We start from the raw sequence: 21,889 nt of genomic DNA on the forward strand, positions 1-21,889 counted from the left end.
ATATTTATGGAATAATATAATTTTAAAAGGAAAAGCATGCAAATAGAACATTACAAAGTCACCTCAAGCATATCACTCAAAAATTCAAAGACTAAAGAAGTCATAGACAATGCTGAGAAAGAATTAAAAGTAGTTAGAAAAAAGTTAGGAAAGCTTCAGGATACGCTTTATGCTCATGGAAAGTATGCTGTACTGGTTTGTTTGCAGGGTATGGATACAGCAGGAAAAGACAGTTTGGTACGAGAGGTCTTTAAAGATTTTAATGTCAGAGGTGTTGTTGTACATAGTTTTAAGGTACCAACAGAGTTGGAATTAAAACATGACTATTTATGGAGGCATTATATCGCACTGCCAGCACGAGGCAAATTTGGAGTTTTTAATAGAACCCATTATGAAAATGTATTGGTAACACGTGTACACCCTGAATATATTATGGGTGAAAATATTCCATCCGTAAACTCAGTTGAAGCCATTAATGACACATTTTGGGATCAGCGTTTTGATCAAATAAATAATTTTGAAAAACACATAGCGGAGAATGGGACACTTATCTTTAAGTTCTTTTTAAACATTTCAAAAGAAGAGCAAAAAAACAGGTTATTTCGCCGTTTGAATAAGCCGGAAAAGCATTGGAAATTCTCTCCGGAAGATTTAAAAGAGCGTAAACTTTGGGAGGCTTACCAATTCTGTTATGAAGATGCTATAAACAGAACATCAAAACCACATGCGCCATGGTATGCCATACCTGCAGATGATAAGCCTTCAGCACGTTACATCGTTGCAAAGATCATTTATGATACACTTAAAACATATTCAGATATTCAGGAACCAGAACTTGATGATGCTATAAAGGCAAACATAGAACAGTATAAGGAACAACTTAATAATGAATAGTTTTTGGGCGTTTAAACACGCTTTCCATTATATCTTTTTTTAGTGCCTCAAAAAAGGATGCCATTGCAATCGTTAACGCATTAGTATCATATATCTTAACACAAATTTATGTTTAGGTTGGATATTCAACTCTAAAGAAATAGTATATTTAGATCAAAAATTAATATATGAAAATTATAAAGCCTGCGCTTATTTTATGTTCAGTTTTAATGGTTTTAAATGTAAAAGCCCAATCAGATGAAAAGGTGTTTAAAACCATTTATACCCAATCATTGACCAATGGTAAAAGTTATGATTGGTTAGATCATTTATCAAACCAAATAGGAAGTAGGTTGTCAGGCTCATTAGGAGCGGCAAAAGCGGTTGTTTATACCAAAGAAGAATTAGAAAAACTAGGTTTAGATAAAGTCTGGTTACAATCAGTCATGGTACCCAGATGGATAAGAGGAACAAAGGAATATGCCTTTATAGAATCAGAACCGGGAAAAACTACAACTGTTAATATTTGTGCTTTGGGAGGCTCTATTGCTACTCCGGCATTGGGGATAAAAGCTAATGTTATTGAAGTGAAAAATTTTGAGGAACTGGAGGCTTATGGACGAGAAAAAATAGAAGGGAAGATAGTGTTCTATAACCGCCCTATGCAAGCAGATTTAATCAGCACTTTTGAAGCTTATGGAGGGTGTGTGAACCAACGGTATAAAGGAGCAGCTGAAGCTATAAAATATGGCGCTGTTGGTGTTATAGTGCGTTCTATGAATTTAAGATTAGATGATTTTCCACACACAGGAAGTATGACGTATGACAATATACCGGTTGAAAAAAGAATTCCTTCAGCAGCAATAAGCACTAATGATGCCGAGTTGTTAAGTACCATGCTAAAACTCAATAAAGACATAAAGTTTTATTTTAAACAAAGCTGTAAGCAGCTTAAAGACGTACAATCGTATAATGTTATTGGAGAGATTACAGGGAGCGAGTTCCCCAATGAATATATGGTAGTTGGCGGACATTTAGATTCCTGGGATTTAGGAGACGGGTCTCATGATGATGGGGCAGGAGTAGTACAATCTATGGATGTATTAAGGCTTTTGAAAGAATCTGGGATAAAACCTAAGCGTAGTATTAGAGTAGTATTGTTCATGAATGAAGAAAACGGTTTAAGAGGAGGTAAAAAATATGCAGAAGAAGCCAAACGCAAAGGAGAGAATCATGTATTTGCTTTAGAAAGTGATGCAGGAGGATTTACACCAAGAGGTTTTAGTTTTGATTGCAGTGAAGCCAGTTTTAACCAGATACTAAGTTGGCAGCATCTATTTAAACCTTATTTAATACATTATTTTGAAAAAGGAGGAACCGGAGCTGATGTTGGACCTTTAAAAACAAATTCAAATGTATTGGCAGGCCTAAGGCCAGATAGTCAGCGTTATTTTGATCACCATCATGCCAGTAACGATACGTTTGACGCTGTTAACAAAAGAGAGCTTGAACTAGGGGCAGCAACTATGACAGCTTTAGTCTATTTGTTTGATAAATACGGTGTGAACCCTATTGCTAATAAGGATAAGATAAAAAAATGATCAACGATGGATTGGAATGATAGGCTGAAACGGTATGATGAATTAATCGCCAAATGCCCCAGGTTTAAAAGAAAAGGTAAAACTATGCCATATACATCAGCTAATGGCTATATGTTTTCGTTGTTAAATAAAGCAGGAGAGATAGGTATAAGGTTTTCCAAAGACGTACAGGAAAAATACATTAAAGAGTTTCAATCATCAATATATAAATCTTATGGGGCTGTAATGAAAGGTTATGTCCTAATACCAGACCATATGCTAGAAGATATAGATGCTATAACAAAATACTTAAATGAAAGTTATGATTATGTCATGACTCTAGAACCTAAATAAATGAAAAAACTAATTATAATTTATACAGTATTATTATCCACAATAGTCATGGCACAAAAAGAAGAACACTTGCCTTATTATAAAATTCCTGAATACCCGGAAACCTATACAGCAGGAACAGTAGCTGCCAGAATGGTAGATGGCTTAGGGTTTAGATATTATTGGGCCACAGAAGGTTTAACAGAAGAGGATTTGATATATAAAGCCAGTGAATCAGGAAGGACCAGTGCAGAAACCATAGAGCATCTTTATGGCCTGTCAAAGTTTATAAGAAATAATGTTTTAAAAACAGACAAAGATGACACTAAGGAAACATTAAGTTTTGAAAATAAACGAAAACAAACCTTATTGAACTTTAAAGTAGTGGCTGATGTCCTAAGAAATACTGACAAACCATTAAACCTAGAGGATACAGAAGTACCTTTTTGGAATATGATAAATGGCCCTATAGCAGATGCATTATGGCATTGCGGCCAGGTGGTTATGCTCAGGCGGGCTTCGGGTAACCCGTTTAATTCAAAAGTATCCGTATTCCAGGGAAGATTAAGAGAATAGTTTACATATAGCTTAACCACCACTTATCTTTGTTAGTTGCTTTATAAATCATATACTTTTTACTAGGGAAGAAAAGTATGATAATAAGACCAATCCAAACTAGGTATACTATAAATAACGAATAACCATAGTCAATAAGTTTAGCATTTATAAACACATCCTGAGTTAGAATCATATCCCTCCAATTTCCTCCAAAAATTAATATACCAAGGATAGCCAGAATGTGTAAAACTAAAACATGCAGGAAATAGTAGAATAAAGGAACCCGTCCAAAAACAATAAAGAAATCGGTTATTCTGTTTTTAATGTTTTCAATAGCGTATAAAAATAACAAAGCAGGCCCCATAGTTATTAAAAGGTAAACAAAGGAAGGTGGGTACTTAGTTACACTAAAAAATGATAAAATGGTTTTTGTATTGGTGTCTTGTGCAGTCCATGGTACTAAATCACCGTATATATTCAACCCCCGGAGTATAAAAAACAGAACAGTTGCAGATATTCCTATACCCAATAAAATTTGTTTTCTTTTAATAACATTATATCCTTTTTTATAAATTGTACCAAGACAATACCCTAGTATAATAAGTCCAAACCAGGGAATAATAGGGTAAGCAAAGGCGTACATGGTGTTTTCAATAACCAGAAATTGCTGTTGGTGTAATATATACCAAATAATAGATTTTGTACTGGTGCCCTGCATTACAATACCGTCCAATACATTATGACCGGCAATTAATATTAACCCCAATGGAATGAGAACCTTTACGGGTAAATAAACAGCAACTGATAATAATATCATACACAAACCAATGGCCCAAATAACCTGAAGAATTATAAAACTGTATGAGATATCAAATTTCCAGACAAAATTATTGACTACAAATGCCAAAAAGATTAACCAAATACCTCTGGTTAGTAAGAATTTAAATAGGGCAGGTTTGTTTTTTTTGCTTCCATATAAGTACGCTGAAGTACCGGCAAGACATATAAAAACCGGAGCACAATAATGTGTAATAAACCGTGTGAAAAATAAAAAAGGTGTGGTGGTTTCTAAATTGGTAGGGTCAGAAAAAAAAGATCCATAATGAAAATAATCTCTTGTATGATCCAAGGCCATAATTACCATGACTACCCCTCTTAATATATCAATGGATTCAATTCGAGTTGATTTAATCATGATGATTGTCTTTCTAATTCAAGTTTCATAAAAAGACTTAGGGGAATAATATATAATATTAAATAAAACATTAGGGATTAACAAATATTTGGAAAAATACTCATCAAACAAACTTGAATATTGAAAGGTTATTGCTGTATATTGGACATCTTTTGTTGTTGCTTAACAGTGAGTGTACTTCCGTCATGACTCCATCCCGGAGGAGCAAATGCATACATGAATTTGTGATACCAGTTTTTTGATTTTTTCATATCGTTCCAAATATCTTTATATTCATGTGTCAATACTACCAATGGGTTGTATGAATTTGGAGCATGAGTAACACCGTATTTTATATCAATATCTTTGTCTAGTTCTTTCCAGGTTCCAAAGATTTTATCAAAAACATTTAAGAAGCCTCCATGATTTTTATCCATATACTCAATGTTTTGAGCATGATGTACTTGATGCATGGTATGCGTATTAAATATTTTTTCGAAAATGCCTAGTTTAGGTATAAAAATACTATGTAATTGAAATTGCCAGAGGGCTTCAATGCCCAAGCAAACTACAAGCATTTCCGGGGGAAAACCAAGGGCAGGAATCCACATGTAAAAAAAAGGTTTGTAAAAAATAGTAAACCAACCATTTCTAACAGCAGTACCTAAATTAAAATTATCTGAAGAGTGATGAACGATATGTGCTGCCCAAAGAAAACGTACATTATGATTTAGTCTATGAAACCAGTAGTAGCTAAAGTCATCAAGTAATTGACAGATTATCCATATATACCAGGCATACCCAAAAGATTTCCATCCCATTATATTGGTGCGTATGCCATCAATTTCGGGGTTGAATACTTCATAAACAAAATTAAAAAGAACTATGGCTGCAATAGTTTTAGTGAGCGGTGCAATAATTGTTGAACCAATTCCCATTGTTAGGCTTGTGGCTAAATCTTTCCAATTGTATAAATCCTTTTTTTCTTTATTGTGCTTACTGTATGTTAATTCTAGAAGTATTAAAGCAAGAAAACAAGGAATACCATATACTAATGGGTTAGTAAAATTCATTAAATATTATATTTGCCGTCAAAAATAGAAGGTATTTAATATTAAACGCTATCTATTCTATATTAATTAAAATAAAAAGTCCTCTTTCTGGAATAGAACCTTAAAGAGAACTTATTTTGTATGAATAAGGGTTTTTATTTTGTCAGAACAGCTTTCTTTTTTGGAGAAAAATCTAATTCGACTTGATTTCTAATGATATCGTCAAAAGTTTCACGTTGTCTAATAACATGAGCTTTATTATTATGCCATAAAACTTCAGCTGGTCTAAATCTTGAATTGTAATTACTAGCCATAGAGAAACAATACGCACCGGCATTTTTAAAACATAATATATCGCCTTCATTGATTTCATTAATGCGTCTATTATTTCCAAACGTATCGGTTTCACAGATATAACCTACAACAGTATAAAAACGTTCTCTTCCCTTTGGGTTTGAAATATTTACAATATCATGATGAGATCCATAAAACATAGGGCGTATTAAATGGTTAAAGCCAGAGTCTACTTGTGCAAAAACTGTTGAAGTGGTTTGTTTTACCGCATTTACTTTGGTTAAAAAACTTCCGGATTCACTTACTAAGAATTTACCAGGTTCAAAGGCTAAGGTTAAATCTTTACCATATTCTTTGCAAAATGCATTAAATCTGGAGGATAGTTTTTTACCCAACTCCTCAATATTTGTTTCTATATCCCCCGCCTTATAAGGTACTTTAAACCCGGAACCAAAGTCAATAAAATCTAAGTTTTTGAATTGTTTTGCGGTCTCAAATAAGATCTCACTGGCATACAAAAAGACTTCAATATCTAAAATATCACTACCGGTATGCATATGGATTCCATTGATAGTCATTTGAGTATTCTCAACAATTCTCAGAATATGTGGAATTTGATGAATAGAAATTCCAAATTTAGAATCAATATGTCCTACAGAAATGTTAGCATTCCCACCGGCCATAACATGTGGGTTTATACGAATACACACTGGAACTTTTGGGTGTTTAGTACCAAACTGTTCTAATATTGATAGATTGTCAATATTTATTTTAACACCTAATTTTGCAGCTTCTTCTATTTCATCTAACGAAACGCCATTAGGCGTGAATATGATTTGGTCCGGAGAAAAACCAGCTGCCAGTCCAAGTTGTACTTCTTGAATAGAAACTGTATCAATACCAGAACCCAGTGATTTAAATAATTTTAATATAGAAATATTTGACAATGCTTTAACAGCGTAATTAATTTTTAATTTTTTTACACTATTAAACGCATTAGTAAGTCTTTTGTACTGAGATTCAATTTTTTCAGCATCATAAACATAAACCGGGCTTCCAAAATCTTGTGCAATTTTCAGCAATTGATTTTCCAACATAACTTTCAAATTTTTGTCAAAGATATTTCTTTGTGGCATATAAAAAAGTAAAGCTTAAAATATTATACAAAATAAACATTATGTTAATTATTTAACAAACTAAATTTCTTATCTAAATGTTTAAAAGTTTTCATAATTAAATATTAGGGTAAGTAAAGGCTATTATTTACATTTGTGCTTCTTAATTTATTTAGCATATTATGAATTTACACGAATATCAAGGTAAAGAAATATTGAGCAGTTTTGGTGTACGGATACAAAGAGGTATAGTAGCACAAAATGCACAGGAAGCAGTTACTGCTGCAAAGCAACTAACAAATGAAACCGGAACAAGCTGGCATGTCATTAAAGCACAAGTTCACGCTGGTGGACGTGGAAAAGGTGGAGGTGTTAAGCTTGCCAAAAACTTGCAGGAAGTTGAAGAATTAGCAGGACAGATAATAGGTATGGATTTGGTCACGCCTCAAACTTCTGCTGCAGGTAAACGTGTACATCAAGTATTAGTTGCTGAGGATGTTTACTACCCGGGAGAAAGTGAAACCAGTGAATTCTATATGTCAGTTTTACTAAATAGAGGAACAGGGCGTAATATGATTATGTATTCTACAGAAGGTGGAATGGATATTGAAACTGTTGCAGAAGAAACTCCTCACTTGATATTTACTGAAGAAGTTGATCCTGCTGTTGGACTATTGCCTTTTCAGGCCAGACGTGTCGCCTTTAATTTAGGATTATCAGGTTTAGCATTTAAAGAGATGACAAAGTTTGTAACGGCTTTATATACTGCTTATGTAAAATCGGACTCTTCTTTATTTGAGATCAATCCTGTTTTAAAAACCAGTGATGATAAGATCATGGCAGTTGATGCTAAAGTTACTATTGATGATAATGCACTATATAGACATAAAAACTATGTTGACCTACGTGATGTTCGTGAAGAAAGTGCTATTGAAGTAGAGGCCGGAGAGCTTGGATTGAACTATGTTGATCTTGATGGAAATGTTGGATGTATGGTTAATGGCGCCGGATTAGCTATGGCAACCATGGATTTAATAAAACAAGCAGGTGGAGAACCAGCTAACTTTTTAGATGTTGGTGGAACTGCTGATGCGGCTCGTGTTGAAGCGGCTTTTAAAATCATATTAAAAGATCCGGCAGTTAAAGCTATATTGATTAATATATTTGGAGGTATTGTTCGTTGTGACCGCGTTGCTCAAGGCGTTATTGATGCTTATAAGAATATGGGAAATATCAATGTTCCAATTATTGTACGTTTACAAGGAACCAATGCTGATATTGCTAAGGAGTTGATTGATAATTCAGGACTAGCTGTTTTAAGTGCTACTGAATTTCAAGAAGCAGCAGATAAGGTACAACAGGTGCTTATTTAGACCTAAATATTAGTTATATAAAATAGAAAAGAGCAACTTTTTATGGGTTGCTCTTTTTTTGTACTTTATTTTTTGGAGGCATTGGCCCACGTAAGTGAATCACTAGTCCGTTTAAAAAGTTCCTAAGAATTTGATCTCCACATTCCATATACTTTGGATGGTCTTCTCTTCTAAAAAAAGCTCCGAGTTCACTTTTTGAAATTCTAAAATCAACAAGGGCTAAAATTTTTACAATATCATCATCACGTAGCTTTAATGCAACGCGTAACTTTTTAAGAATATCATTATTTGTCATAAAGATTTTAATAGGCTTTTTTAGGGTTGCATTTCATCGATTTACTTGAAAGCACACTCCATTATTAGCGTTTTTACCATTTTGTAAAGATACCCTAATTAACGCGTTTAAAAAAAAAGGTTTCTATGAGTATGAAAAATAATTAAAACCCTTTGTAAATCAATGGCTTATAGGGGTTTGCCTTTTGAGGTTATATAATAAATCAAAATGATAAAATGCAATTTTTTAAGTTGAATAAATTGTAACCTTTGATGAATTAAATAAAATTAACGATTAACGACGCGCTAGTTTTCGATAAGTGACATTATATCTACGATTATTAAAAGAGGCTTCTCCGTAACTTTATATTGTTAATAATTAATCCCTGTTAGACAATGATTAATAGAGTTGAAAAATTGAGTCTTTTATCTGAAATGATAGCGTTTGCTAAATATGATAAGGACATAAGAAGAATAGAATACAATTTTTTACTTGGAGTAGCAAAACAATTAGATATTTCACGCGAAGATTTTGAGTATTTAGTAGAGCATCCTGTTTCTTACACGCATTTAAAGTCGCATAGTGAACGTATTGTTCAGTTTCATAGATTAGTATTATTGATGAATATTGAGCAGGAATTTGAAGAAGATAATAATTCTAAAGGTGTTATTAAGTTATATAATTTTGGTTTGAGAATGGGATTAAGCCATGAATCCATAACCAAGGTACTGTATTTAATGGAGAGTTTTCCTAATAAAATAGTACCACCAGATGTGTTGATTGACATATTTAAAACACAGTATAACTAAAATCTCTGCTACATGTGTTTTTATATGTTACCTTAATTAGTAAATAGGAAAGCTAAAGGGTTATACTTTTAGCTTTTCTAGTTTATTTTGGTAACTTTTAATTTCATCACGTAGTTTTGCTGCTACTATAAAATCTAAGGCTTTTGCGGCTTCTTCCATAAGCTTTCTTTTTTCTCGTATTTTCTTTTCCAATTCAGGTTTATTCAAATACTCACTTTCAGGTTCTGCAGCTCTTGCCGCTTCAAGTTCATAGCTATAGGTGCTTACAGAATTTTTAGATAAAGCATTATCCAAACTTTTATTTAAAGGTTGGGGTTTGATATTGTTTTCTGTGTTATAAGCAATTTGTTTTTCACGCCTGTAGTTTGTCTCATCTATAGTTTTTTGCATACTGTTGGTGATTTTATCAGCATACATTATAGCCTTACCGTTTAAGTTTCTTGCGGCTCTACCTACGGTTTGAGTCAGCGATCGTGTAGAACGCAAAAAGCCCTCTTTGTCAGCATCCAGTATAGCCACAAGAGAGACTTCAGGTAAATCTAAGCCTTCACGAAGCAAGTTAACACCAACTAATACATCAAACAGTCCTTTACGTAAATCTTGCATAATTTCTACACGTTCTAAAGTGTCTACATCACTATGTATATACCTGCATCGTATTTGAATTCTATCCAGATATTTAGTTAGTTCTTCAGCCATTCGCTTGGTTAACGTAGTGACTAATGTGCGTTCATCTTTTTCAATACGTTGTTGAATTTCCTCTATCAAGTCATCAATTTGATTTAAACTGGGGCGAACATCTATAATAGGGTCTAATAATCCTGTAGGGCGTATAATTTGTTCTATATAAATACCATCCGATTTTTCTAATTCATAGTCCGCCGGCGTTGCACTAACATAAATGACCTGATTTTGTAAAGCTTCAAATTCTTCAAATTTTAAGGGACGGTTATCCATGGCAGCCGGGAGCCTGAAACCATATTCAACCAAATTCTCTTTCCTGCTTCTATCTCCACCATACATAGCATGGACTTGTGAAATTGTTACATGGCTTTCGTCTACAACCATTAAAAAATCATCAGGGAAATAATCCAGTAAACAGAATGGGCGTGTACCTGCGGCTCTTCCGTCTAAATACCTTGAATAGTTTTCAATTCCGGAACAATAGCCCAATTCACGAATCATTTCAAGGTCAAATTCAGTACGCTCTTTTAACCGTTTGGCCTCTAAATGTTTTCCGATATCTTTAAAATAATCATGTTGTTTTACCAGATCATCCTGAATGTCCTTTATGGCATTTTGTAAAACTTCCGGAGAGGTCACAAACATGTTTGCCGGATAAATATTTAATCTGTCATATTTTTCTATAACCTTATTGGTTTGAATATTGAAAGATTCTATATCTTCTATCTCATCACCAAAAAAATGAATTCTAAACGCATCATCTGCATAGCTTGGAAAGATATCAACAGTATCTCCTTTTATTCGGAAATTTCCATGATTAAATTCACCTTCTGTTCTTGAATATAAACTCTGAACCAGTTGATGCAATAATTTGGTTCTTGAAATTTCCTGATCTCGCTTAATTGTGATAACATTTTTTTGAAATTCAACAGGGTTTCCTATACCGTATAAGCAAGATACCGATGCAACTACTAACACATCCCGTCTCCCCGAAAGTAAAGAGGATGTCGTACTTAGTCGCATTTTTTCTATTTCTTCATTGATAGATAAATCTTTTTCAATGTATACACCGGAAACAGGAATATAAGCTTCGGGTTGGTAATAATCATAATAAGACACAAAATACTCAATAGCATTGTTTGGGAAAAATTGCTTAAACTCAGAGTATAACTGAGCGGCCAGTGTTTTATTATGGGCTAAAACCAGAGTAGGGCGTTGTACTTCTTCAATAACATTAGCTACGGTAAATGTTTTACCTGAACCGGTTACACCAAGTAAAGTTTGATATTTCTCATTGGAAGTTATACCATCAACAAGTTGTTTTATGGCTTGTGGCTGGTCCCCTGTTGGGCTGAACTCTGATTCAATTTTAAACTGCATGTGATTCTAAACGCCTTAAGTATTCAAAGTGTCTAAATTAGTTAAAGTTGATGGGATTAGAAATTTAAGTATTGAAAAATTTAACCTACCTTTTTAATGCGAAATGTCCGGAAAATGTTCTACCGTCTTCAAGCACAACCCTAAACCAATAATCATCTGAAGGCATTCTTGTACCATTGAATGTGCCGTCCCAACCTTCTGATTGCACTTGTAATTGCTTTAAGAGTTTTCCATAGCGATCATATATTAAAATAACACTATTGGGCTGTACATGTTCACTTAAACCTTTTATTTTCCAATAGTCGTTATAACCATCTCCATTAGGAGTGAAATATTTGGCATGCCCAATAACGGAGATGTCCAGAGAAGCTACACCACAGATTTTGTCTTTCACAAAGATGGTGTAAAACCCAGGGGCTACATTGTTAAAAAATGGTTCATCCTGGTATATAATAAAATTAGAATCTTCTCCTTTTAAAGCATACTCATATTCTCCTTGCCCCAGGTTACTGGGATCTATGGTTACAGAATTCGTTTCTTTTAAATCCACAATAGTTACGTCATCATGAGTAATATTTGCTAATTCTGAAGCATCAACAAAAACCGTATTTGTTCTTGAACAACCTGTGCCATCTTTTTTTGTAAGCGTTACGGTATATGTTCCCGGTTTTGATACTGTTATTTCCGAGTCAGCAGATTCAAATTGATCTGTAATAGTTCCGTCTAAACTTGTCCATAACCACTCATAATCAAAAGATTCAGTTATGTTGGTTTCATCCGGATCCAGAACTATTGAGAATGTTGGATCTGATGAACATACTATTCTGGGCGTTTCAATGGTAAATTCTGGTAATGGATTTACTTTTAACTCTATGGAGGTATTAGCAATACAAGTCAGGTTTTTAGGGTTTCTAACTTCAACTTGTATAATCTGATCTTTGGAATTGAGTATACCTGGTAACGTTTGACTTTCGGTAACAGGATTGCCATCTTCATCAGTATAACTGTAAAAGATGTCCATGGTTCCCATTTGAGAGCCTAAAATAGTACTGGTGAAAGTTGAGGTGTCAAATGGATAAAAACCGTCGTTGTCAGTATCACCCGCATCACCATCACAGACTTCCTGAATAGAAATGGAATTAGCAATTATAGGTTGTTGGTTCACTACAAAACTTATCACCGTAGGGTCGGAACAAGGACCATCAGGAGCAGAGGTAACGTTGTTTGTAACCACAACCGTAATATCCTGGCTTTCTGTCAGGAATGGATTTGGTAAAGGGCTTGGTAGCGGATCTCCATGCTCATCAAAATAGGTAATAGTAACATCTGCCGGGTTTTGACCTCCTAAAATTGTCGTTTCAATTTGAGAGGTGTCAAAGGGATGATTTATAACAGAATCACTGGTGTCATGATCACATTGTGCAGCTATAGTTACCGGGTTAGCTATAGGCAATGCTTCCACATTAAGTAAAACATGAGCTCCTAAACCTAAACAGTCATTGGTTATATCACTGTCTATTCTTACGTATATGAACTGTGATCCGGGATATCCAATGTTTCTATAATTAGAAATATTAGTGATCTCATTTTTTTCAGCCAGAGCATCTGCTTCATTTCTGTAATATTTTGGCAGTAAATTTTGACCTGGAAGTATATTTAAAATGTCAGATGTCACACTACTGAAATCAAAAGTAGCTATCCCATCTCGGTTATCATTATTAGCAGTATCATTGCCATCAATATCTAAAAAATCATCACATTGATTAAATGTTGCTAAAAACGTAGAAGGTATTATTGTGGTTGAAACATTGAGCTGAATTTCTGATACGGAGGCACAGCCAAATGATGATTCAATTCTGGCCCAAACCATATCAGAACTTACGGTCCTGTTAATAAAAGTAGTCGGATCACTGATGTAGTCAGAACTTATTATGTCTCCTGAAATGGCTGCTGCCTGTGTTAAAAAATAGGTGAAAGTTTCGTTAGCAGCATTAGAGGATATTTCATTATTGGCTTCAGTTAGATTGAAAGGACTATAACCTAAAGTAGTTAGATCATCATCATCACACTGTATTAATGTTACAGGAGAATTTACAATAGGCAATGGATTAATAGTTAATTGAGCATTATCTGAATAGATACCACAACTATTACCTGTGCGGTCTAGTTTTACACGATATAGATATCCGTTAAATGATAAAGGAACATTATTAATGGTTAAATATTGAGAAGTTGCCCCGGAGTAAGTTGCATCATCAGATAATACAGACCAATTTATTCCATCTGTACTTAATTCCCATTGATAGGTTTCTGCTTCAGGGGATTCAACTGAAATTATAGCGCCAGAAGCTTCGCAAACCGGGGTGTCTGCTGGTTGTGTAGTTATGGTAATTGGAGCAATAATTATAAAGTTATTGTTTGGTAGCACGGTATAACCATCTGTAGCACCAGCACCTGTAACCAAACCATTAGGATCTACATCAACGGGTGTTGGTGTGTTTCCTAACAGCCCATTGCCATTTAAATCAGTAAAGCCGGCTTCAATGACATCATTACAACCGTCACCGTCACTATCTAAATCTAAATATGAGAAGATACCATCATTGTCTGTATCATCTGGTGTATAGTTTATAAGATTACTGTCAGGAGCTGTTTCAGCCCGGTCTGTCCAGCCGTTGACACCAAAAACAGGACCATCATCAGTACCTAAGGTGCCTGTGTCTGATAAGACACTAAACATTGGATCTGCTTCATTTATATCAAAAATACCATCATTATCACTATCCAGGTCGTAAAAATCTAATACCCCATCATTATCCGTGTCAATTGGAAGGTTTGTAATATCATACACATCATCAAGCCCATTTAAGTCGGCATCTATACCAGACAGTATCACCAAAGCGCCTTGATTTTCTATAAAATCCGGAATACCATCATTATCACTATCTAAATCGAGTTCATCTTTAATACCATCTGAATCATTATCATTTTCAAAGCAGGTAAGAGAAATGATACCGTTAAAAGTGGATGTGTCCGTAGTATTGGCCAGTTTATGGGTAAATGTAAATCCATCTATTTGATTCGCCAAAAACTGATATGGTGTATTTCCTGAAGGGGATGGGTTTACTCTGAACCTGATTTCAGAACCGGAGATCATATTGACCCCGGTTTCAAATATACCGTCAAAATTTGAATCTACTAATAACCGGTTGTCTGGGTCAATAAGGGTAATGTTTTTATTTGCAGGAAAAACACTCACAATAAAGTATTCGTCTGCAGTAATAGTATGTGGAGTAACTGTTTCTTCTTCAAGTTTTATATTCGAAGATTGTGAGAAATTGAGGTTGTATTTCCCTTCACCATCTGTGGCCGGAACAACTGTACTGGTAAAACTTCCTTGGCTGGTTCCGGAAAATGTATTGGTGCCTCCAGAGCTGCTACTTTGAGTATAATTACCAGAAATTAAAGCTGCATTTGTAGAGCTGTCCTGAAAAGTTATTTCATGTGTGTTACTACCTCCTAATGGGTCAATTACAGATAAATCAATGATTGCATCTCCCTTTGATTCCGTACAATTTAAAATACCATCATTGTCGTTATCAATATCAATATTATCAATAATACCATCATTATCCGTATCATCAGGGCAAATACTAACAGGTATTATTGCAGATTCCAGTCGGTCCAGCGTACAGGTAATTATCCCTACTAATTTGTATCTAGCAGGAATAGTTGGTGTAATTGAGGGCACATTAGAAGCTAATAATTGGAACCCTGATCCATTATCATAAAACCATTCATAACTATCAAAATTTTGTGCATTTGCCGCCTCAAGTGTGACATTAGGAATACAATTACCTAAAGTAGCAAATTGAGCATCAAAATTAATTTCAGGAGCAGAGGGAAATCCGGAATAAAAACTACCAGAGGTAGCGGCATTATTTTCATTAAAATAGGCTACATATAGTTCGTCATCCCCCTGTACAGAGACATGGCCTGTTAAGCCGTTAATTTTATAAGTTATATAATTAGGATTACCACTTACTGTACTAGGGCCAATGGTTGAAAAACTGGTAAGCGGTAAATTATTAATTGTAACATTAGCACCCACTTTTGTAACTATAGTGACCCCTCCTGAATAAAGAATGTTTCCTACACGATCTATATTAGCTATATTATCAATGTTTCCTCTGGTTTCACAACTCAATGGCGGAACAAAAAACATACCTTGATTAGCTTCACTATTATTAGCACCAACACCCTGATAAGCAAAAACATCTTCAGAAGTTTCTACATACATATTGCCATTTGAGTTATAGGCATTGCCTTCAATAAGATGATATTCACCGGCATTGATAGTGGCAACAGGTGCATTTCCATTAATACTTATGGAGGTGTTATCCGTATGCCCTACAATGAGTACATTTTCCCAATCATTACTTCCTCCTCCTTTTACAAAAATATATTCCCGGCCTACTTTTGAGAGGTCAGCAATTTGATCAATACCATAATCTCTTCCACCTCCGTTATGAAAACTACCATTTGTTGAGCCACAGTTAACAGCTATCGGCTTATTTGACAGAACCAAACTACCTATTAAACCATCTCTGTTAATTGGTGTGTCAAAACTATTGGTTGCAATGGTATAGCTTTCTCCTTTATTTAGAGTGACTGAAATAGGAGTGGTTCCCGTATAGTTTTTTATAATAAGTCCGGTAGGGAGATTGCTAAAATCAACCTGGGTATTATCTTCGGAGGCCATCACAGAGACAAAATTCAGGTAATTGATTTGTGGGTTCTCATTGGTAAAAGAACCTACTCTAAATATGGTTCCCAACGCAGATATTCCTTTACTTACTAAAGCACCGGCCTGGGCGCCTCCGGCATTCATTCTAATGGATACATAAATGGGAGCTTCAGCTTCGATAATATATCCTTTGTCATTAGTAACCTGGCTGGTTTGATTAGAAGCCATAAAGAGTTGTCCGTTTCCAAATCCAATAGGTTCTACTTGTGGGTTTGTATTAGACACAACTCCTGTGATTGTAATGGGTTGTCCAACCGGAATTATAGTGTATCCTACATTAACATTGCTTGGCGTTGAAATATAAATATATTGATCTTCCGGATTAGCATTACCTATTTCTGCATTAGTTAGTGGTGGGATATAGTGTGTTTTACTCAATTGAGCAAAGGACGCATACCAGATAAAGGTAAAACATATAAAAAGTAATGGTCTTAAACGGATGGAAACACGCATTTTAATAATTAGTGGTCTTGAATTAGTCTATTTAGGATATATAAAAACTAAAAATATACATTTTACGCATATTAGACTTAACAAAAGATAAAAGGTTTACTGCTTTTTTGCTAAAATGATAAAAAAAACTGCTAAAATGTGTTGTTTTTATCGTTTTAGTGCAAAGTGACCTCTAATATCAAACTCATTGCCATTTTGAACAATTTTTGCCAGATACCAATAATCATCCGATGGCATGTTTTGACCGTTATAAGTACCATCCCAACCTGCTGAATTGTGAGGTAAGGTCTTTAGTAACTTTCCATATCTGTTATAAATGTAGATTACGGTTCCCGGTAATTGAGCCGCATCAACAAGATGCCATGTATCATATACGGCATCATTATTTGGAGTAAAAAATTTCGGGATATCAAAGACAAAAACATTTTTTGAAACATCCATACAACCATTTATGTCTCTAACCGTGACCGTGTGACTGCCAAAAGTTACATTTTCAAATATATTTGATGTTTGGGGAGCTCCATCATCTAAAACATAAACATAACGACCTATTCTGTTTTGGTTAATCTCTACGGTTATGCTATTAGGGTCACTAAAATCTACGGTTGAAGTGAAGTCTATCTCAGCCTCTTCTGATGCTATAACTTTAAAATGATGTGTGTTAGCGCAATTGCCAGAAATATAAGGTCTTGTTATTGTGATCCATAGATCCAAAGATCCTGTAATTAAGTCAGATGGTTGTATTATAATGGCAGGTGTTGTTTCACCGGTAGACCACTGATAAGTATCTCCGGGGAACCCTGTTTCCACATTTATACCTATGGGTTCATTATTACATAATGGAACAGTTTCTTCAATAGGAATTTTGGGAAGTGGTTTTATATTAAGAGCAAATTGAGTGATACTATAACAACCTGTGTCATTGTCTTCTATACGAACAAATATTATTTCTCCATCACTGCCTTCATATAGATTATTTAATGGGCTTTGTACATCCCTGGCATTCTCAACAGTTGTATAATAGGTTAACGTGTACTGGCTAGGTGCTTGAGTACCCAGAATAATATTATCATTTTCAGTTAGGTTAAACTCAAGGGTATCTGTTTCATCAGTGTTATTATCACAGTAAAATAACCCCGGAGGCGTATTTGCAATTGGATTTGGATTTATTTGTAGGTTGAATGAACTTGTAATATGGCATCCCGTGTTAATATCTGAAACTCTGACATAAAATACATGATTAGAAGCAGTATAGTTAAATATAGGGTTTAAAGGAGCAATGTTATCTTCGGCATTAGCAGGACTTGAATGGTATGAAATATTTACTAAAGAAGTATCATCTACAATCCTATTGTTTACTGATGTCAGATCAAAGGTATCAGTGTCATTATCACAAATAGGAATCGTACCAACAGTATTTAGTGGTGGCGGTAAATTTACTACAAGTTCCAGAGGGATAATGGTAAAGCATCTGGTTAATGTATTAGCTACTTTTATATAGACTGTTTTATTGTCTGAGATAAAAGAAGAAGGCGTTGTGATTTCATTTGAATTGTCTAGCCCGTCATCTTGATTAATATCAGATAGACTTTCAAAATAATTGGTAATCAGGTTGCTTTGTACCCGATCTAAGATCTGAAAATCAGCAGTTTCCAAATTGAAAGTGCCAATTCCTGAATAGTCCGGGGAACATGCTGTTAATGGGGCTGAAACCTCAGTAACATCAGGTGTAGCAATAATATTTATACCCAGTTCTTCTACGACATGACATTGTGAATCTGAGCTTTCTATCCTGATATAAATGGTTTGCGGGTTTGTAGCATTGGTATATGAAGTAGGTAACGGGTTGTCATTATTATCAGCGTTATCAAATGTTCGGTGAAATGAGATGTTTAAAACATCACCGGTTAATCCTTGTCTTATTTCATTGGCTTTTTCATCTAAATTGAATTCATGTTTACCATCGTTGCTATCATCATCACATATTAGATAATCATCAAAAGCATTATAAATGGGATCAGGAGAAACCTGTAAAATAAATGATGTGGTACCATAACAGGAAGCATCAGTAATATTTTCAACCCGAACATAGATGGTTTGCGGGCTTGATATGTTTTGATAGATATTGTTTTTATCAATGGCGTTTAATAAGTTTCCGTTAAGTGCATCAGGTTCATCAACAAAATAATAGACTTCTTTGCCTGTTTGTCCGTCTAGTATTTCGGCATCTTTATCAGCTAAAATGAAATCGGCAACACTGACTCCGGAAGGTTCACAAATTTGAAAGTTACTTATGTCTGGAAAAACAGGTTCTGTATTGATAATGGTTTCAAAAGGAACTATAGCATAACAGCCTGTTCCGCTTGCAATGTCTTCAACCCGAACATAAATAGTTTGGGTGTTAGTATTATAAGCATTTCTTTCAGTTTCCGGAATTTCATTGGTTTTATTATCTGCATCATCAAATGATGTAAAGAAATCAATATCAAGGCCTGCTGTACTGGTAACAATGTTGCTTATTTGATTGTTTAGGTTTACAATGGCAAATCCGTCAGCGGTTCCATCATAATTATCACATATAATAATATCTGGAGGAATGGTTGTTGTTGGAGCAGTAAGGACCTCAATTTTGAACTCATTAACAGTAGAACAACTTTGGGCACCGTTACTGGTAATACGGGCATAAAGCGTTTCTACAGGAGTTGTATTGGCATAAAATCGGGGTAATTGGTTAGATGTATTATTAATAGTAGCATCCGCATCATTATCAAAATAAGTTACAGTAAAGTTAGGATTACCGCCGGTTATGGTTTCATCCAGAGATTCCAGATCAATGCTTGTTATACCATCATCATCATCATCACAGTAAGGTATTGTTGTATTAGGGAATAATAGTATTGGGTTTATTAGTAAAGTCACTTCAGTATCTTCCACACATTCACCATCGTCTATACGTATATATAATGTTCTGGGGCTGGTTGTTGAAAAAGGTTGGGACTTATCAAGGATGATCCCGTTGGTTCTATCTTCCTCTGATTCGTAAAAGGTTACGTTTATAGGGTTTGGCAAACCATTTACCGTGTCCAAATCATTGGCAATGGAATTTTCTACAGTATTTAAGTTAAAATTTAAAGCATTAGTACTGTTTTCATCATTATCGCATAATGCAAAATCGCCGGTATCAGTTCCTGTTAATAACAGGTTGGTATGTATTTCAAAAGGAGCCACAGAAGCACATCCTGTAACATCATCTTCAATTCTTAAATAGAGAGTTGCTGAACCCGGCTCCTGGACAGCATTAGTATATTCATAGTTAGTTTCATCTGCAATTGGGTTTTCATTATTTACGGCATCATTATAGCTAATATGAAAGGTTGTTGAAACCCCCGTTAAACCATTAAGAATGGGGACTACGACTTCTGTTAGATCAAAAAAAGCATTGCCATCTAAATCATTATCACAGGCATTGAGGTATTGGGTATCACTACTTACTTGAGGGCTGATATCAATATTAATATTTAGGATTGTACTTGCGTTTACACAACCTGTATTGGTATTGACAACTCTGACATATACGAAATCTGTTCTTGAACGTGAATTTATATAAGGGGAGGGTAGCGGGTTATTGCCTGTTGTAACATCAAGCGCATTATCGTGATAGGTTACAAAAAGGCTAGTGTCTCCTCCGGTTATTTCATCATTTTTTTGCGTTAGGTCAATTATAGCAAAACCGTCAGGGTTATCATCGCCATCACAAACATCTAATGTTGTTGGTGGGGTTATATTTGGAATAGGGTTAACCACCAGATTGAAACTGGTATAAGCAAAACAATTACTGTCTAAATCCTGAACTCTAACAAAGATGGGTAACGGACTTGAAGGGTTATTTATTGGTGTAGTTATTGGGTTGGTATTGCTTCGGGCTTCTGCATCTGAATAATGATAGCTATAATCATAAGGAGGGGAAAATGGAATATTAGGAATAAGTTCTGAGTCTTTTGTAGTTAGGTCAAATATATTTCCTCCGGGATTATCACATAATTCATAGTCTGATATGGGAGCCATGGGTTCTTCTGTATTGAGTATTACTGTAATTTCATCATCTTCAACACAATTTGTTCCATTAACGGGAACCGAAACCTCTACTTTGTATGTACCATCCTGTACAGCGGTGTAAGTTGGGCTTGTAGCTCCTGTAATTAAACTGTTGTTTCTATACCAGGCATAGGAAGCCAGGTTATTTTGGATATTTGCATTGAGGTCAACGGAACCGGCACATGTTGAAATATCCGGACCTAGATCTAAAACCCTAAAACTATCACCTTCAATAAAAACGGCAGAATCAAAAGTGCCGTCTGTTTGATCAGCTATAATCAATTTTATATGATACGTCACATTGGGTTGTATGGTTCCGGAAGCCGATAAAACCGTTGTTCTACCATTATAGTTGGTGTCTCCTATATTATAACCATCAAAATACTGTTCATTTTGGGCAGCACATACTCCAAAAATTTCGTCATGAATGGTATTTGTATTTACAGGGGTAGTGGTGCCCGGTACAATGGCAATATTCTGATAAGGATCCGCAGTTCCGGCTTCTTTTATTAGAAATACAAAACCATCAGAAAATTGACATGGATTAATGCCAAAATACTCTTCTGAAGCTAATAAATAATTAAACTGAAACTGGTTTGATATGGATATAAAATCAAATTCTATAGCTGTGGCATTAACATAACTGTTGGAAGACCCTAAGGCAGCTTCCAGGTCAGGATCTGAACCCCAGGTATTAGAGCCTTCACTAAGAGTTGGGGTGGTTAACGCATTTCCTCCGGAAGTAGCTCCTCCGGTTGATAGCATTATCCCTCTTTCAAATGGGAAATTTGATCCATTTCTTTCAAAATAGGCATAGCTTGAAAAACCACTGGAATTACCATTAACAGGAGAACTGATATTACTAATGTCAACACAGCCATCTACAAGGTTATCCTGTATTAAAGACGGTAAGTCAACAGAATCATCTATTGAAATTTGTTGAGAAAACACAAGGTTATCACAGCAAAATAAAGTGAATATAATGAAGCAAACGAATCTCATCGTTCTGTAGGTTTATCAGTTTGGTTTATAGGC

At 34.9% G+C, this 21,889-nt stretch carries 13 protein-coding genes; 6 read left to right on the plus strand and 7 right to left on the minus strand.

What is annotated here, in order from left to right; genetic code table 11:
* Positions 1–36 precede the first annotated feature (36 nt).
* From VOI54_RS11140 to VOI54_RS11155, 4 genes are all read left to right on the plus strand, one after another.
* The gene (locus VOI54_RS11140; protein ID WP_326282866.1) at positions 37–894 is read left to right on the plus strand and encodes a PPK2 family polyphosphate kinase; all 858 of its coding nucleotides are present in this window, start codon (positions 37–39) and stop codon (positions 892–894) included.
* 167 nt (positions 895–1,061) lie between these two features.
* Positions 1,062–2,474 (plus strand): M20/M25/M40 family metallo-hydrolase, encoded by a 1,413-nt coding sequence (locus VOI54_RS11145; RefSeq protein WP_326282867.1) that lies wholly within the window; start codon positions 1,062–1,064, stop codon positions 2,472–2,474.
* 84 nt (positions 2,475–2,558) lie between these two features.
* Positions 2,559–2,807 (plus strand): hypothetical protein, encoded by a 249-nt coding sequence (locus tag VOI54_RS11150; protein ID WP_326282868.1) that lies wholly within the window; start codon positions 2,559–2,561, stop codon positions 2,805–2,807.
* Positions 2,808–3,362, plus strand: coding sequence for a DinB family protein (locus tag VOI54_RS11155; RefSeq protein ID WP_326282869.1), 555 nt, complete (start codon positions 2,808–2,810; stop codon positions 3,360–3,362).
* Between the two features lies 1 nt (position 3,363).
* Here the strand turns inward: VOI54_RS11155 and VOI54_RS11160 are convergent, their stop codons facing one another.
* The 3 genes from VOI54_RS11160 to lysA form a co-directional block, all read right to left on the minus strand.
* Positions 3,364–4,539 carry an acetyltransferase domain-containing protein gene (locus VOI54_RS11160; protein WP_326282870.1) on the minus strand — a complete coding sequence of 392 codons (1,176 nt, stop codon included), beginning with the start codon at positions 4,537–4,539 and terminating at the stop codon, positions 3,364–3,366.
* Positions 4,540–4,667: 128 nt separating this feature from the next.
* Positions 4,668–5,591: a sterol desaturase family protein gene (locus tag VOI54_RS11165; protein WP_326282871.1), complete on the minus strand. Its 924-nt coding sequence runs from the start codon at positions 5,589–5,591 to the stop codon at positions 4,668–4,670.
* Between the two features lie 134 nt (positions 5,592–5,725).
* The gene (gene lysA, locus VOI54_RS11170) at positions 5,726–6,961 is read right to left on the minus strand and encodes a diaminopimelate decarboxylase (protein ID WP_326282872.1); all 1,236 of its coding nucleotides are present in this window, start codon (positions 6,959–6,961) and stop codon (positions 5,726–5,728) included.
* Positions 6,962–7,161: 200 nt separating this feature from the next.
* Here lysA and sucC point away from each other — a divergent pair, with 200 nt between their 5' ends.
* Positions 7,162–8,352, plus strand: a complete 1,191-nt coding sequence (gene sucC / locus VOI54_RS11175) for an ADP-forming succinate--CoA ligase subunit beta (RefSeq protein WP_326282873.1) — start codon at positions 7,162–7,164, stop codon at positions 8,350–8,352.
* Positions 8,353–8,392: 40 nt separating this feature from the next.
* Here the strand turns inward: sucC and VOI54_RS11180 are convergent, their stop codons facing one another.
* Positions 8,393–8,647 carry a DUF1456 family protein gene (locus tag VOI54_RS11180; protein WP_326282874.1) on the minus strand — a complete coding sequence of 85 codons (255 nt, stop codon included), beginning with the start codon at positions 8,645–8,647 and terminating at the stop codon, positions 8,393–8,395.
* 374 nt (positions 8,648–9,021) lie between these two features.
* Here VOI54_RS11180 and VOI54_RS11185 point away from each other — a divergent pair, with 374 nt between their 5' ends.
* A complete protein-coding gene (locus VOI54_RS11185) occupies positions 9,022–9,435 on the plus strand; it encodes a TerB family tellurite resistance protein (protein WP_326282875.1) in 414 nt (137 codons plus the stop codon).
* 60 nt (positions 9,436–9,495) lie between these two features.
* On the opposite strand, the gene uvrB is transcribed toward VOI54_RS11185, so the two are convergent.
* From uvrB to VOI54_RS11200, 3 genes are all read right to left on the minus strand, one after another.
* Positions 9,496–11,499, minus strand: a complete 2,004-nt coding sequence (gene uvrB / locus VOI54_RS11190) for an excinuclease ABC subunit UvrB (protein WP_326282876.1) — start codon at positions 11,497–11,499, stop codon at positions 9,496–9,498.
* An 85-nt stretch (positions 11,500–11,584) separates the two neighbouring features.
* The gene (locus tag VOI54_RS11195; RefSeq protein WP_326282877.1) at positions 11,585–16,759 is read right to left on the minus strand and encodes an FIDD domain-containing protein; all 5,175 of its coding nucleotides are present in this window, start codon (positions 16,757–16,759) and stop codon (positions 11,585–11,587) included.
* 147 nt (positions 16,760–16,906) lie between these two features.
* A complete protein-coding gene (locus VOI54_RS11200; RefSeq protein ID WP_326282878.1) occupies positions 16,907–21,805 on the minus strand; it encodes an FIDD domain-containing protein in 4,899 nt (1,632 codons plus the stop codon).
* Between the last annotated feature and the right edge of the window lie 84 nt (positions 21,806–21,889).

The organism is Alterotamlana spongicola (assembly GCF_035818475.1).
Taxonomy (GTDB): domain Bacteria; phylum Bacteroidota; class Bacteroidia; order Flavobacteriales; family Flavobacteriaceae; genus Cognatitamlana.

Excerpts from the sequence above, each read along its gene's own strand:
- uvrB (WP_326282876.1), bottom strand. The coding sequence starts at position 11,499 with ATGCAGTTTAAAATTGAATCAGAGTTCAGCCCAACAGGGGACCAGCCA.
- VOI54_RS11185 (WP_326282875.1), top strand. The coding sequence starts at position 9,022 with ATGATTAATAGAGTTGAAAAATTGAGTCTTTTATCTGAAATGATAGCG.
- VOI54_RS11145 (WP_326282867.1), top strand. The coding sequence starts at position 1,062 with ATGAAAATTATAAAGCCTGCGCTTATTTTATGTTCAGTTTTAATGGTT.
- lysA (WP_326282872.1), bottom strand. The coding sequence starts at position 6,961 with ATGTTGGAAAATCAATTGCTGAAAATTGCACAAGATTTTGGAAGCCCG.
- VOI54_RS11180 (WP_326282874.1), bottom strand. The coding sequence starts at position 8,647 with ATGACAAATAATGATATTCTTAAAAAGTTACGCGTTGCATTAAAGCTA.
- VOI54_RS11160 (WP_326282870.1), bottom strand. The coding sequence starts at position 4,539 with ATGATTAAATCAACTCGAATTGAATCCATTGATATATTAAGAGGGGTA.
- VOI54_RS11165 (WP_326282871.1), bottom strand. The coding sequence starts at position 5,591 with ATGAATTTTACTAACCCATTAGTATATGGTATTCCTTGTTTTCTTGCT.
- sucC (WP_326282873.1), top strand. The coding sequence starts at position 7,162 with ATGAATTTACACGAATATCAAGGTAAAGAAATATTGAGCAGTTTTGGT.
- VOI54_RS11150 (WP_326282868.1), top strand. The coding sequence starts at position 2,559 with ATGCCATATACATCAGCTAATGGCTATATGTTTTCGTTGTTAAATAAA.
- VOI54_RS11195 (WP_326282877.1), bottom strand. The coding sequence starts at position 16,759 with ATGCGTGTTTCCATCCGTTTAAGACCATTACTTTTTATATGTTTTACC.
- VOI54_RS11155 (WP_326282869.1), top strand. The coding sequence starts at position 2,808 with ATGAAAAAACTAATTATAATTTATACAGTATTATTATCCACAATAGTC.
- VOI54_RS11140 (WP_326282866.1), top strand. The coding sequence starts at position 37 with ATGCAAATAGAACATTACAAAGTCACCTCAAGCATATCACTCAAAAAT.